The organism is Streptomyces sp. ISL-96, from assembly GCF_018614035.1.
GTDB lineage: Bacteria > Actinomycetota > Actinomycetes > Streptomycetales > Streptomycetaceae > Streptomyces.
Window position 1 is genome coordinate 18,024 of record NZ_JAGGPA010000007.1, and the last position, 14,134, is coordinate 32,157.

Consider the following 14,134-nt stretch of genomic DNA (forward strand, 5'->3'; position numbering starts at 1 on the left):
CCGGCCTGAAGGTCGGCGCCGTCATCATCACGATGGGCAACCGGCCGGACGAGCTGCGCGCCCTCATCGACTCGGTCGCCAAGCAGGACGGCGACCACGTCGAGGTCGTGGTGGTCGGCAACGGCTCCCCGGTCACCGGTGTCCCCGAGGGCGTACGGACCGTCGACCTGCCGGAGAACCTCGGCATCCCGGGCGGCCGCAACGCCGGTATCGAGGCGTTCGGCCCCAGCGGCGCCGAGATGGACATCCTGCTCTTCCTCGACGACGACGGTCTGCTGGCCCACCACGACACGGCCGAGCTGTGCCGCCAGGCCTTCGCGGCCGACCCGAAGCTCGGCATCATCAGTTTCCGGATCGCGGACCCCGACACGGGGGAAACCGCGCGCCGCCACGTCCCGCGGCTGCGTGCCGCCGACCCGATGCGCTCCTCGCGCGTGACGACCTTCCTCGGCGGCGCCAATGCCGTACGTACCAAGGTCTTCGCCGAGGTCGGCGGGCTGCCGGACGAGTTCTTCTACGCCCATGAGGAGACCGATCTGGCCTGGCGGGCGCTCGACGCCGGCTGGATGATCGACTACCGGGCGGACATGGTCCTGTACCACCCGACGACCGCTCCTTCCCGGCACGCCGTCTACCACCGCATGGTGGCCCGGAACAGGGTCTGGCTGGCGCGGCGCAATCTGCCGGCCCTCCTGGTGCCCGTCTACCTCGGCGTATGGCTGCTGCTCACGCTGGCGCGGCGCCCCTCCGTACCGGCTCTGAAGGCATGGTTCGGCGGCTTCAAGGAGGGGTGGACGACCTCGGCCGGACCACGCCGCCCGATGAGATGGCGTACCGTCTGGCGACTGACCCGGCTCGGCCGACCTCCTGTCATCTGACAAGCTCGGGTCTGAAAGCATCGGGTGCACGCGGATCTGCAGTCCGTTCCCGCGCCTTACTGCCTGCGCATCTTGAACACGAAAGTTTCAACTTGTGAGTGACACAACCCATGACGGTGCGGTTGCGACGAGCGCCCCGCCATCTCCCGACGACGGACTTACCCCGGCGGAGCTCGCCGCCAAGTACGGCCTGTCGGTGAGCGGTGCCCGGCCGGGGCTGATCGACTATGTCCGGCAGCTGTGGGGCCGCCGCCACTTCATCCTCGCGTTCTCGCAGGCGAAGCTGACCGCCCAGTACAGCCAGGCCAAGCTCGGCCAGCTGTGGCAGGTGGCGACTCCGCTGCTGAACGCCCTCGTGTACTTCCTGATCTTCGGCCTGATCCTGGAGGCCGACCGGGGCATGGAGCGGGAGGTGTACGTCCCCTTCCTGGTCACCGGTGTGTTCGTCTTCACCTTCACCCAGAGCTCGGTGATGGCCGGCGTACGGTCGATCTCCGGCAACCTGGGCCTGGTGAGAGCGCTGCACTTCCCGCGCGCCTCGCTGCCGATCTCCTTCGCGCTCCAGCAGCTCCAGCAGCTGATGTTCTCGATGATCGTGCTCGTGATCATCGCTGTCGCCTTCGGCAGCTACCCCTCGCTGTCCTGGCTGCTGGTCCTGCCCGCGCTGGCCGTCCAGTTCGTCTTCAACATCGGCCTCGCGCTGATCATGGCCAGACTCGGCAGCAAGACCCCCGACCTCGCCCAGCTGATGCCCTTCGTGATGCGTACGTGGATGTACGCCTCCGGCGTGATGTTCAGCATCCCGGCCATGCTCGCCGACAAGAACCTGCCGGGCTGGGTGACGGACGTGCTCCAGTGGAACCCGGCGGCCGTATACATGGATCTCATCCGCTTCGGCCTGATCGACGGGTACGGCTCCGAGAACCTGCCCCCGCACGTCTGGGGCGTCGCCCTGGCCTGGGCGCTGCTCGTGGGCCTCGTGGGCTTCGTGTACTTCTGGAAGGCTGAGGAGAGGTACGGCCGTGGCTGATGACAACAAGCAAGGACGCGTCCCCACGGTCATCGCGGACGACGTGCACATCGTGTACCGCGTCAACGCCGGCGCGGGCGGTCGCGGCAGCGCCACCGCCGCCCTGAACCGCATGATGAAGCGCGGCAAGGGCGATTCGCCCGGCGTACGCAAGGTGCACGCCGTCCGCGGTGTCTCCTTCACGTCCTACCGGGGCGAGGCGATCGGCCTGATCGGTACGAACGGGTCGGGCAAGTCGACCCTGCTCCGTGCCATCGCGGGCCTGCTGCCGACCGAGCAGGGCAAGGTCTACACCGACGGCCAGCCCTCGCTGCTCGGCGTGAACGCGGCGCTGATGAACGACCTGACCGGCGAGCGCAACGTCATCCTCGGCGGCCTCGCCATGGGGATGACCCGCGAGGAGATCCGCGAGCGCTACCAGCAGATCGTCGACTTCTCCGGCATCAACGAGAAGGGCGACTTCATCACGCTGCCGATGCGCACGTACTCCTCCGGCATGGCGGCGCGCCTGCGCTTCTCCATCGCCGCCGCCAAGGATCACGACGTACTCATGATCGACGAGGCGCTGGCGACCGGTGACCGGAAGTTCCAGATCCGCTCCGAGCAGCGCATCCGCGAGCTCCGCAAGGAGGCCGGCACGGTCTTCCTCGTCAGCCACAGCAACAAGTCGATCAGGGACACCTGCGACCGCGTCCTGTGGCTGGAGAAGGGCGAGCTGCTGATGGACGGTCCCACGGACGAGGTCCTCAAGGCGTACGAGAAGGAAACCGGCCGCTAGGACACCCGGGTCACCGTTCGGTACCCCCGCCGGCGCCTCCCGGCGGGGGTGCTGCGTGTCTGCGCTCCTGCGTGTCCCCGCGACGCGAGCGGTCCGGCGCGCCGTAACATGCCGGAATCGTCAACTCCCGCCACCTTCGGGGAGGTTGAGGCATATTGCTGCCTTGTTGTAATGCGACCAACACCCCTGGGCGGGGCTGGTCGTTGTACAACGTAAGCTGTACCGGTGGGCGGCGTGTCCGAAATGGGATGTATTGGGTCGGCAGTGTAGAACGGGAGACGTGACGGCAATGGCTATGGAAACTCTCCAGCTCGAAGACGCTTACGCCGTCCCCGCACCGGGCAGCCCGCGATGACCGGAACCCGGCAGGTGCGCACCGGCGCACACACGCGCACGACCCTGGACAAGGCCGCCGACGAGAATTTCCCGGTGGCTCCCTTCTTTCTGCCCCGCGCCTGGCGGGACGATCTGATGGCCGTCTACGGCTACGCCCGCCTCGTCGACGACATCGGCGACGGCGACCTCGCGCCCGGCGGCGCCGACGCCCGCCTGCTCGGCGTCGACCCCGCCCTGGCCGACGACCGCCTGATCGTGCTCGACGCCTTCGAGGCCGACCTGCGCCGCGTCTTCGACGCCTGTGGCGACGGCCCGCGCCACCCGCTCCTGCGCGCCCTGGTGCCCACCGTGCGCCGCTGCTCGCTCACCCCCGAGCCCTTCATCGGGCTCATCGAAGCCAACCGGCAGGACCAGCTCGTACGCCGCTACAAGACGTACGACGACCTCGTCGCGTACTGCGAGCTGTCGGCCAATCCCGTCGGCCGGCTGGTCCTCGAGATCACCGGCACCGCGAGCCCGGAGCGGATCCGCCGCTCGGACGCGGTCTGCACCGCCCTGCAGATCGTCGAGCACCTCCAGGACGTCGGCGAGGACCTCGGCCGCGACCGGATCTACCTGCCCGCCGACGACATGGCGCGCTTCCACGTCGAGGAAGCCGATCTCGCCGCGCCGTCCGCGAACGCGTCGGTGCGCGCGCTGATCGCGTACGAAGTGGAACGCGCCGGGCGCCTCCTCGACGAGGGCATCCCCCTCGTGGGCAGCGTCAACGGCAGACTCAAGCTGCTGCTCGCCGGTTTCGTCGGCGGCGGACGCGCCGCGCTGACGGCGATCGTCGCCGCCCACTACGACGTGCTCGCCGGACCGCCCAAGTCCACCAGGATCAGCCTGCTGCGCGCGGTGGGAGCCGTCCTGCGATGACACCGAAGAGAGGGGTGAGCCGGCCTGTGGAAGGACTCACGCAGATGTCCGCACCGGTACTCGCCGCGTACAGCTACTGCGAGGCCGTGACCGGACAGCAGGCGCGCAATTTCGCGTACGGCATCAGGCTCCTGCCGACCGACAAGCGCAACGCGATGTCGGCGCTGTACGCGTTCTCGCGGCGCGTGGACGACATCGGTGACGGCGTGCTGGAGCCGGGCGTCAAGCAGGTGCGGCTCGAAGAGACCCGCGCGCTGCTCGACCGGATCCGCGCGGGCATCGTCGACGACGACGACACCGACCCGGTCGCCGTCGCGCTCTCGGACACGGCCCGCCGCTTCCCGCTTCCGCTCGAAGGGCTCGACGAGCTCATCGACGGCGTCCTCATGGACGTACGCGGCGAGACCTACGAGACCTGGGACGACCTGAAGGTCTACTGCCGGTGCGTCGCGGGCGCCATCGGACGGCTCTCCCTGGGCGTGTTCGGCACCGCCGCCGGCGCGCGCTCCACCGAACGCGCCGCCGAGTACGCCGATACGCTCGGCCTCGCCCTCCAGCTCACCAACATCCTCCGGGACGTCCGCGAGGACGCCGGGAACGGGCGTACGTACCTGCCCGCCGACGACCTCGCCAAGTTCGGCTGCTCGGCGGGCTTCCAGGGCGCCACCACGCCCGAAGGCTCCGACTTCACTGGCCTGGTCCACTTCGAAGTACGCCGCGCCCGCGCCCTGTTCGCCGAGGGCTACCGGCTGCTGCCGCTGCTCGACCGGCGCTCCGGCGCCTGTGTCGCAGCCATGGCCGGCATCTACCGGCGGCTGCTGGACCGCATCGAGCGGGACCCCGGGGCCGTGCTGCGGGGCCGGGTCTCGCTGCCGGGACGAGAGAAGGCGTACGTCGCCGTACGCGGCTTGTCGGGCCTCGACGCCCGGCACATCACCCGCAACCACACCAGGAGGCGGGTCTGATGAGGCCCGTTGCGGCCGGCGGGACGAACGGGTACAAGGGACGCGCAACCCCCCGGCGGGCTGACGCGTCCCTGACTGCGACGGCCCGCCGTGCGTACATCGTCGGCGAGGTCCGAGGGGAGGGCGCATGACACGCTCCATGCCCGCCAGGCCCGGGGCACCGGGGCACGCGGTCGTCGTCGGAGGAGGACTGGCCGGCGTCACGGCCGCGCTCCAGCTGGCGGACGCCGGGATGCGGGTGACGCTGCTCGAAGGGCGCCCGCGCCTGGGCGGCCTCGCGTTCTCCTTCCGCCGCGGCGACCTCACCGTCGACAACGGCCAGCACGTCTACCTGCGCTGCTGCACCGCCTACCGGTGGTTCCTGGAGCGGGTCGAGGGTGCCGCGCTCGCGCCGCTGCAGAGCCGGCTCGACGTACCCGTGCTCGACGTCGGCCGGGCCGCGGGGCCCCGGCTCGGGCGGCTGCGCCGCACGGCGCTGCCCGTACCGCTGCACCTGGCCGCCAGCCTGGCGACGTATCCGCACCTGTCCCTCGCCGAACGCGCGAGCGTGGGGCGGGCCGCGATGGCGCTCAAGAAGCTCGACCCGGCCGATCCGGCGCTGGACGGCGTGGACTTCGCCACCTGGCTGGGCCGCCACGGGCAGTCGCCGCGCACCATCGAGGCCCTGTGGGACCTCGTCGGCGTCGCGACGCTCAACGCGACCGCGCCGAACGCCTCGCTCGGCCTCGCCGCGATGGTTTTCAAGACCGGGCTGCTCTCCGAGCCCGGCGCCGCCGACATCGGCTGGGCGCACGTACCGCTCGGCGACCTGCACGACACGCTCGCCCGCAAGGCGCTCGACTCAGCGGGCGTACGGACCGAACTGCGCACCCGCGTCGGCTCCATCTCCCCTTCGGCGGAGGGAGGTTGGGAGGTCGAGACGGCGGGGGAGCGGATCGCGGCCGACACCGTCGTGCTCGCCGTACCCCAGCGCGAGACGCACGGACTGCTGCCCGGGGGCGTCATCGAGGACCCCGACCGGCTGCTCGACATCGGCACCGCGCCGATCCTCAACGTCCATGTCGTGTACGACCGCAAGGTGCTGCGCCGGCCGTTCTTCGCGGCGCTCGGCAGCCCCGTCCAGTGGGTCTTCGACCGCACGGAGTCCTCCGGGCTGAAGGGCGGCGGACAGTACCTCGCGGTCTCGCAGTCGGCGGCCCAGGACGAGATCGACGCGCCCGTGGCCGAGCTGCGCGAGCGCTATCTGCCCGAGCTGGAGCGGCTGTTGCCCGCCGCGCGCGGTGCGGGCGTACGCGACTTCTTCGTCACCCGGGAGCGGACAGCGACGTTCGCCCCCACCCCCGGCGTCGGACGGCTGCGCCCCGGCGCCCGTACGCACGCGCCCGGCCTGTACCTGGCCGGCGCGTGGACCGCCACCGGATGGCCCGCGACCATGGAGGGCGCCGTGCGCAGTGGCATCACCGCCGCCGGAGCGGCCCTCTCCGAGCTCGGCCGCGTCCACGAACATCCGTTGCAGGAGGCGGTATGAGCACTGGTATGGAAACAAGAGGAGAGCCTGTGACCCCGGTGAATCCGGTCGACAACACCACGGTGGACATCGCCGCGCTGCTCGAGCGCGGCCGCACCATGTCCACGCCGGTGCTGAAGGCCGCCGTGGACCGGCTCGCGCCGCCCATGGACACCGTCGCGGCGTACCACTTCGGGTGGATCGACGCCCAGGGCCGGCCGGCCGACGGCGACGGCGGCAAGGCGGTACGTCCGGCGCTCGCGCTGCTGTCGGCGGAGGCGGCGGGCGCGCCGCCCGAGGTCGGCGTCCCCGGCGCCGTCGCCGTCGAACTCGTACACAACTTCTCGCTGCTCCACGACGACCTGATGGACGGCGACGAGCAGCGCCGGCACCGCGACACCGTGTGGAAGGTGCACGGTCCCGCGCAGGCGATCCTCGTCGGCGACGCGCTCTTCGCGCTCGCCAACGAGCTGCTGCTGGAAATGGGCACCGTCGAGGCGGGGCGCGCCACGCGCCGGCTCACCACCGCGACACGCAAGCTCATCGACGGCCAGGCGCAGGACATCTCCTTCGAGCACCGCGAGCGGGTCACCGTCGAGGAGTGCCTGGAGATGGAGGGCAACAAGACGGGCGCGCTGCTCGCCTGCGCGGTCTCCATCGGCGCGGTGCTCGGCGGGGCGGACGACCGTACCGCCGACACGCTGGAGGCGTACGGCTACCACCTCGGCCTCGCCTTCCAGGCCGTCGACGACCTGCTCGGCATCTGGGGCGACCCGGACGCCACCGGAAAGCAGACCTGGAGCGATCTGCGCCAGCGCAAGAAGTCCCTGCCCGTCGTGGCGGCGCTGGCCGCGGGCGGTCCGGCGTCGAAGCGGCTCGGCGAGCTGCTTTCCGCCGACGCCAAGAGCAACGACTTCGAGAGCTTCTCCGAGAAGGAGTTCGCCACCAGGGCGGCTCTGATCGAGGAGGCGGGCGGCCGCGAGTGGACGGCGCAGGAAGCCCGCAGGCAGCATGCCGTCGCCATCGAGGCGCTGCACGACGTCGACATGCCCCCGCAGGTCCGAGCGCAGCTCACCGCGCTCGCGGACTTCGTCGTCGTACGAAAGAGATGATCAGCATCCGCCTCATATGACTCGCAAGTCGCCGTCCGGTGCCGGGGCCCGCCGTAAACCCCGCACCGGACGACGTCGGACCCCAGCACAGCAGATGACCAACTGCCACGAAGGGGAAGCCATGACAGCGACGACCGACGGAAGCACCGGGGCCATGAAGCCCCGCGCAGCCGCGGCCAGCGAATTCGCCCAGCAGGCCAATAACACCAACAACGCCCACACCAACACCAACACCAGTACCGCCGGCGTGCGGGACGCGGCGCGGCGGGCCACGGACCGCGCGGTCGCGCATCTGCTCGCCAAGCAGGACGACCAGGGCTGGTGGAAAGGTGACCTCGAAACCAATGTGACGATGGACGCAGAGGACCTGCTGCTCCGTCAGTTCCTTGGTATCCAGGACGAGAAGACCGTCGGGGCCGCCGCCCTCTTCATCCGCGGCGAGCAGCGCGACGACGGCACCTGGGCCACCTTCTACGGCGGACCCGGCGACCTCTCCACCACCATCGAGGCGTACGTCGCCCTGAGGCTCGCCGGAGACCTGCCGGACGCCGCGCACATGGAGCGGGCCGCCGCCTGGATCAGAGAGCGCGGCGGCATCGCCGCGAGCCGCGTCTTCACCCGGATCTGGCTGGCGCTGTTCGGCTGGTGGAAGTGGGACGATCTGCCCGAGCTGCCACCCGAGCTGATCTTCCTTCCCCCGTGGTTCCCGCTCAACATCTACGACTTCGGCTGCTGGGCGCGGCAGACCATAGTGCCGCTGACCGTGGTCTCGGCGAAGCGGCCGGTGCGTCCCGCGCCGTTCGCGCTCGACGAGCTGCACACCAACGCGCGCGTACCGAACCCGCGCAAGCGGCTTGCCAGGCCCACCAGTTGGGAAGGCGCCTTCCAGCGGCTCGACAAGGCCCTGCACGTCTACCGCAAGTTCGCGCCCGACAGGCTGCGCGGCGCCGCGATGAAGCGCGCGGCGCGCTGGATCATCGAGCGGCAGGAGAACGACGGCTGCTGGGGCGGCATCCAGCCGCCCGCCGTGTACTCGCTGATCGCGCTCCACTTGCTCGGATACGACCTGGACCATCCCGTGATGCGCGCCGGACTCGAATCGCTCGACCGGTTCACGGTGTGGCGCGAGGACGGCTCCCGCATGATCGAGGCCTGCCAGTCGCCGGTCTGGGACACCTGCCTCGCCACCATCGCGCTCGCCGACGCGGGGGTACGGCCCGACGACCCGGCGCTCGTCAAGGCCGCCGACTGGATGATGCGCGAGCAGATCCTGCGGCCGGGTGACTGGGCCGTACGCCGGCCAGGACTGGAGCCGGGCGGCTGGGCGTTCGAGTTCCACAACGACAACTACCCGGACATCGACGACACCGCCGAGGTAGTTCTGGCGCTGCGGCGCGTCGCGCACCCGGACCGCGAGCGGACAGAAGCGAGCATCGAACGTGGTGTCCGCTGGAACCTGGGAATGCAGTCCAGGAACGGCGCCTGGGCCGCCTTCGACGCCGACAACACCAGCCCCTTCCCGAACCGGCTGCCCTTCTGCGACTTCGGCGAGGTCATCGACCCGCCGTCCGCCGACGTCACCGCCCATGTGGTGGAGATGCTGGCCGTCGAGGGCAAGGCACACGACCCGCGCACCCGGCGCGGCATCGAGTGGTTGCTGGGCCATCAGGAGCCGAACGGCGCCTGGTTCGGACGCTGGGGCGTCAACTACGTCTACGGAACGGGGTCGGTCGTACCGGCACTGACCGCGGCCGGGCTGCCCACCGCCCACCCCGCGATCCGCCGCGCCGTCGACTGGCTGGAGTCCGTCCAGAACGACGACGGCGGCTGGGGCGAGGACCTGCGCTCGTACCGTACGGCCGACTGGGCCGGTCGCGGTGCCTCGACCGCTTCGCAGACGGCGTGGGCGCTGCTCGCGCTACTCGCGGCAGGGGAGCAGGAGGCCAAGTCCGTCGAGCGGGGCGTCGCCTGGCTCGCCGAGACCCAGCGCGAGGACGGCTCGTGGGACGAGCCGTACTTCACGGGGACCGGATTCCCGTGGGACTTCTCCATCAACTACAACCTCTACCGGCAGGTCTTCCCGCTCACCGCTCTCGGGCGGTACGTCCACGGGGAGCCCACTTTCCCGGACCTGCGCATCCGGGAAGGGACCTGATGGGCCTGATGGGCCGGATGGATCCCATGGATCCCATGCGCCGGACTCCGGCGCCCCCGCGGCCCGCACCGCTGCTGATCGCCTGCGCGCTCGGCATCGAGCGGTTCGCACTGCGCAGCGGTGCGCGCAAGGAGGTGCCGGGGCCGCCGGTGACCGTTGTGCGTACGGGCATGGGGCCCAGGGCGGCCGAGGAGGCCGTCACCCGGGCGCTCGCCCCCGGCGGACCGGCCGATGACGCCTGCGTCATCGCGTCCGGCTTCTGCGCGGGGCTCGCACCCGGGATGCACCCCGGGGACCTGATCGTCGCCGACGAGACCCGCGGCCCCCGTGGCAGCACCTCCTGTACGGGCGTGGAGCTGCTGGCCGAGGCGCTGGCCAGGGCGGTGCCCGGGCGGACCGTCCACACCGGCCCGCTGACCGGCGCCGACCACGTCGTACGGGGACAGGAGCGGGCCGAGCTGCGGGCCACCGGCGCGATCGCGGTGGACATGGAATCCGCCGCGACGCTCTGGAGCGCACTGCGGGCCGGGCCGCGTCCGGTTGCGGCCGTTCGGGTGGTCGTGGACGCTCCGGAGCACGAGCTCGTACGCGTAGGGACGCTTCGCGGTGGAATATCGGCCTTTCGTGTTCTCCGCGCAGTTCTGCCTGCTTTTTTTGAATGGCACCGTTCTTTGCTGCTCCCCAGGAGGTGAGCTAGATGGCCATGCCGCTCCGTCAGACCATCAGGGTCGGGACGTACCTCGTTGAACAAAAGCTCCGCAGGCGTGAGAAGTTCCCGCTCATCGTCGAGCTTGAACCTCTTTACGCCTGCAACCTCGCATGCGAGGGATGCGGCAAGATCCAGCACCCCGCCGGGGTCCTGAAGCAGCGCATGCCCGTGGCCCAGGCCGTGGGCGCGGTACTTGAGTCCGGCGCTCCGATGGTGTCCATCGCGGGCGGCGAGCCGCTGATGCACCCTCAGATCGACGAGATCGTGCGGCAGCTGGTGGCGAAGAAGAAGTACGTATTCCTGTGCACCAACGCGCTGCTGATGCGTAAGAAGATGGAGAAGTTCACACCGTCGCCGTACTTCGCCTTCGCCGTGCACATCGACGGGCTGCGGGAGCGGCACGACGAATCGGTGGCGAAGGAAGGGGTGTTCGACGAGGCGGTGGAGGCCATCAAGGCGGCCAAGAAGCAAGGCTTCCGGGTCACCACCAACTCCACCTTCTTCAACACCGACACGCCGCAGACGATCATCGAGGTGCTCAACTACCTCAATGACGACCTGCAGGTGGACGAGATGATGATCTCGCCCGCCTACGCGTACGAGAAGGCTCCCGACCAGGAACACTTCCTCGGTGTCGAGCAGACCCGGGAGCTGTTCAAGAAGACGTTCGCGGGTGGCAACCGGCGGCGCTGGCGGCTGAACCATTCGCCGCTGTTCCTGGACTTCCTGGAGGGCAAGGCGGACTTCCCGTGCACGGCGTGGGCGATTCCGAACTACACGCTCTTCGGGTGGCAGCGGCCCTGCTACCTGATGAGCGACGGATACGTCGCGACGTACCGGGAGCTCATCGAGGACACGGACTGGAGCAAGTACGGGCGGGGCAAGGACCCGAGGTGCGCCAACTGCATGGCGCACTGCGGCTACGAGCCGACGGCGGTCCTCGCGACCATGGGCTCGCTCAAGGAGTCCCTGCGCGCGGTCCGCGACACCGTCTCGGGAAGCCACGGGTGACGTGATGGGGGTTGGTGAGCCCGTAGCACTGGGGCTCCCCGAGCTGCCGGCCCTGCCCCTGGCGGTGCGTCGCGCTTCGCGGCGTATCCAGGTCGGGTCGGTGGCGGTCGGCGGGGACGCGGGGTCGCTGGACCGGCGGCTGCGACGTGGTGCCGGCCGACATCGGGCTCACGCCCGCATCGATCGCGGGGCGGATCAGCCTCGCACTGACAGCCGGGGAAGAGCGGGCGGCCCCGCTGGTGAACGCTAAGGAGACCGTGGAATGACGGACGGCGCCCCGAAAGGGTTCGACCTGGCGAAGCTTCTCGCCGAGCGCGGGGCCGAGCGCTACGAGCTGCACGCCAGACACCTGAACCACCAGCTGCCCCGCATGCTGCGCACCATCGGGTTCGACAAGGTCTACGAGCGGGCAGAGGGCGCCTACTTCTGGGACGCCGAAGGCAACGACTACCTCGACATGCTCGCGGGCTTCGGCGTGATGGGTCTCGGCCGGCACCATCCCGTCGTACGCAAGGCGCTGCACGACGTCCTGGACGCCTCGCTCGCCGACCTGACGCGCTTCGACTGCCAGCCGCTCCCCGGACTGCTCGCGGAGCGGCTGCTCACCCACAGCCCGCACCTGGACCGGGTGTTCTTCGGCAACAGCGGCACGGAGGCCGTCGAGACCGCGCTGAAGTTCGCCCGGTACGCGACCGGCAAGCCCAGGATCCTGTACTGCGCGCACGCCTTCCACGGACTGACCACCGGCTCACTGTCGGTCAACGGCGAGGCCGGCTTCCGGGACGGGTTCGCGCCGCTGCTGCCCGACACCGCGATCGCGCTCGGCGACCTGGACGCCCTGGAGCGGGAACTGAAACGCGGCGACGTGGCCGGTTTCGTCGTCGAACCGATCCAGGGGAAGGGCGTTCATGAATCGCCGCCCGGGTTTCTGCGGGCCGCCCAGGAACTTCTTCGGCGGCACAAAGCGCTGCTGATCGCCGACGAGGTGCAGACAGGGCTGGGGCGGACCGGTGACTTCTACGCGTACCAGCACGAGGAGGGCGTGGAACCCGATCTGCTGTGCGTCGCGAAGGCGCTCTCGGGTGGCTACGTTCCGGTCGGCGCGACCCTCGGCAAGGACTGGATCTTCAAGCGCGTCTACTCGTCGATGGACCGGGTGCTGGTCCACTCGGCCAGCTTCGGCTCCAATGCGCAGGCCATGGCGGCGGGCCTGGCCGTCCTCGCGGTGATGGAGGACGAGGAGATCGTCGCGAACGCCCGGCGCTCCGGCGACCTGCTGCGGGAGCGGCTGACCGCGCTCATCGGCCGTTATGAGCTGCTGCACGACGTGCGCGGGCGCGGGCTCATGATCGGGATCGAGTTCGGCAGGCCCAGCTCGCTGAAGCTGCGCAGCCGCTGGGCCATGCTCCAGGCCGCTCGCAAGGGACTCTTCGCGCAGATGGTCGTCGTACCGCTGCTTCAGAAGCACCGCATCCTCACCCAGGTCTCCGGCGACCACCTCGAGGTGATCAAGCTGATTCCGCCGCTGACCGTGGGCGAGAAGGAGGTGGACCGCTTCGTCGGCGCGTTCACGGCGGTGATGGACGACGCGCACAGCGGCGGCGGTCTGATGTGGGACTTCGGGAGGACGCTGGTGAAACAGGCGGTCGGCAACAGGTAGTTTCCGCCTTCGCCGGCCTGCGCCGGCACAGCGGCCTCACGCTGGAGGCGGCCGCCCGGCGCGCCGGGCGCTCGCCCGCGCACCTGTCCCGGCTGGAGACGGTGGCACGACGGTGTCCGCACTCCTGGGCGAGACGCCGGGCGACCGGGACGCCGTACTGCGCGCCGACGAGGCACAGGCGCGGGAGGCCGACGGCGTTGCCCTGCTCCTCACGCTGGGTGGCGAGCGCTGATACCGCCTGTGCTCAGCTCTCGTCGAGCAGGCGCGTCCGCAGCCGCTCGCGGATCTCGGGCGTGACGTTCAGCCCCTCCGAGAGGTAGCGGTCCGTGGTGCCCCAGACATCCTCGATGGTCTCGAAGGCGGCGGCCAGGTACTCCGCGCGGGCCTCGAAGAGCGGGCTCAGCAGCTCCATCACCTCGGGCGACATACCGGTCGACGAGTTGTCGCTGCGGTGCACCTTGTAGCGGCGGTGCGGGTCGTTGGACTTCAGGTAGTCGGCCTCGATGGCCTCGCGCTCGACGCCGACCGCCAGCAGGGTCACGGCTATCGAAAGGCCCGCGCGGTCCTTGCCCGCCGCGCAGTGCATCAGCGCGGGGACGGCTTCCCCGGCGAGCGCGTGCAGCACCTGGCTCTGCTCGGCCGTACGTTCCTTGATGATCATCCGGTACGTCTCCGACATCCGGTCCGCGGCTTTGCCGTCGGCGAGGATCTCGCGCAGCTCGTCGAGGTTCCCGTCGCGGACCATCTTCCAGAACACCGCGCCGTCGGCGGGGTCCGTCAGCGGCAGGTTGACGTTGCGGACCCCCGGCAGCTCGACGTCCGGGCCCTCCAGCTTCTGGTCCGCCTCATTGCGGAAGTCGAAGATCGTGTGGAGGCCTAGCGAACCGAGGAACGCCGCGTCGGCCGGGGTGGCGTGCGCCAGGTGACCGCTGCGGAAGAGGGCGCCGTACCGGACCCGTCGCCCGTCCACCGTCGGCAGGCCGCCCACATCGCGGAAGTTGCGCACCGCGGCGAGCTCGGGCTCGGTCTGCTCGGGCTCTGTCGACGGGACCTGCGGCAGCTGCTGTGTCACGTG

Annotated in this window: 12 protein-coding genes and 1 pseudogene; 12 read left to right on the forward strand and 1 reads right to left on the reverse strand. The window is 70.3% G+C overall.

The genetic code is table 11. The annotated features are described in order from the left end of the window. Positions 1-32: 32 nt before the first annotated feature. The 12 genes and pseudogenes from J7E96_RS05225 to J7E96_RS05280 form a co-directional block, all read left to right on the forward strand. Complete coding sequence (locus tag J7E96_RS05225; RefSeq protein ID WP_215128020.1) at positions 33-878, forward strand: glycosyltransferase; 846 nt, start codon at positions 33-35, stop codon at positions 876-878. A 94-nt stretch (positions 879-972) separates the two neighbouring features. Next, positions 973-1,908 (forward strand): ABC transporter permease, encoded by a 936-nt coding sequence (locus J7E96_RS05230; protein ID WP_215127937.1) that lies wholly within the window; start codon positions 973-975, stop codon positions 1,906-1,908. Further along, the gene (locus J7E96_RS05235; protein WP_214979048.1) at positions 1,901-2,686 is read left to right on the forward strand and encodes an ABC transporter ATP-binding protein; all 786 of its coding nucleotides are present in this window, start codon (positions 1,901-1,903) and stop codon (positions 2,684-2,686) included. Before J7E96_RS05230 ends, J7E96_RS05235 begins: the two co-directional genes overlap by 8 nt. A gap of 351 nt (positions 2,687-3,037) precedes the next feature. Continuing rightward, positions 3,038-3,940, forward strand: a complete 903-nt coding sequence (gene hpnC / locus J7E96_RS05240; protein WP_215127939.1) for a squalene synthase HpnC — start codon at positions 3,038-3,040, stop codon at positions 3,938-3,940. Beyond that, entirely contained in the window at positions 3,937-4,905 is a 969-nt protein-coding gene (gene hpnD, locus J7E96_RS05245; protein WP_215127941.1) for a presqualene diphosphate synthase HpnD, read from the forward strand. Before hpnC ends, hpnD begins: the two co-directional genes overlap by 4 nt. Before the next feature lie 127 nt (positions 4,906-5,032). Further along, positions 5,033-6,433 (forward strand): hydroxysqualene dehydroxylase HpnE, encoded by a 1,401-nt coding sequence (gene hpnE / locus J7E96_RS05250; protein WP_251069454.1) that lies wholly within the window; start codon positions 5,033-5,035, stop codon positions 6,431-6,433. Further along, positions 6,430-7,524 (forward strand): polyprenyl synthetase family protein, encoded by a 1,095-nt coding sequence (locus J7E96_RS05255; RefSeq protein ID WP_215127942.1) that lies wholly within the window; start codon positions 6,430-6,432, stop codon positions 7,522-7,524. Before hpnE ends, J7E96_RS05255 begins: the two co-directional genes overlap by 4 nt. Positions 7,525-7,645: 121 nt before the next feature. Then, positions 7,646-9,679: a squalene--hopene cyclase gene (gene shc, locus J7E96_RS05260; RefSeq protein ID WP_215127944.1), complete on the forward strand. Its 2,034-nt coding sequence runs from the start codon at positions 7,646-7,648 to the stop codon at positions 9,677-9,679. Positions 9,680-9,714: 35 nt separating this feature from the next. Continuing rightward, a complete protein-coding gene (locus J7E96_RS05265) occupies positions 9,715-10,371 on the forward strand; it encodes a 1-hydroxy-2-methyl-2-butenyl 4-diphosphate reductase (protein WP_215127946.1) in 657 nt (218 codons plus the stop codon). Positions 10,372-10,376: 5 nt separating this feature from the next. Further along, positions 10,377-11,399 (forward strand): adenosyl-hopene transferase HpnH, encoded by a 1,023-nt coding sequence (hpnH, locus tag J7E96_RS05270; RefSeq protein WP_215127948.1) that lies wholly within the window; start codon positions 10,377-10,379, stop codon positions 11,397-11,399. Positions 11,400-11,661: 262 nt separating this feature from the next. Then, complete coding sequence (locus tag J7E96_RS05275) at positions 11,662-13,059, forward strand: aspartate aminotransferase family protein (protein ID WP_215127950.1); 1,398 nt, start codon at positions 11,662-11,664, stop codon at positions 13,057-13,059. Positions 13,060-13,076: 17 nt separating this feature from the next. Further along, a pseudogene (locus J7E96_RS05280) lies at positions 13,077-13,255 on the forward strand (helix-turn-helix domain-containing protein); the annotation flags it as partial. Between the two features lie 48 nt (positions 13,256-13,303). Here the strand turns inward: J7E96_RS05280 and J7E96_RS05285 are convergent. Continuing rightward, on the reverse strand, positions 13,304-14,131 hold the full coding sequence (locus tag J7E96_RS05285; protein WP_308295846.1) for a tyrosine-protein phosphatase: 828 nt from the start codon (positions 14,129-14,131) through the stop codon (positions 13,304-13,306). Positions 14,132-14,134 lie beyond the last annotated feature (3 nt).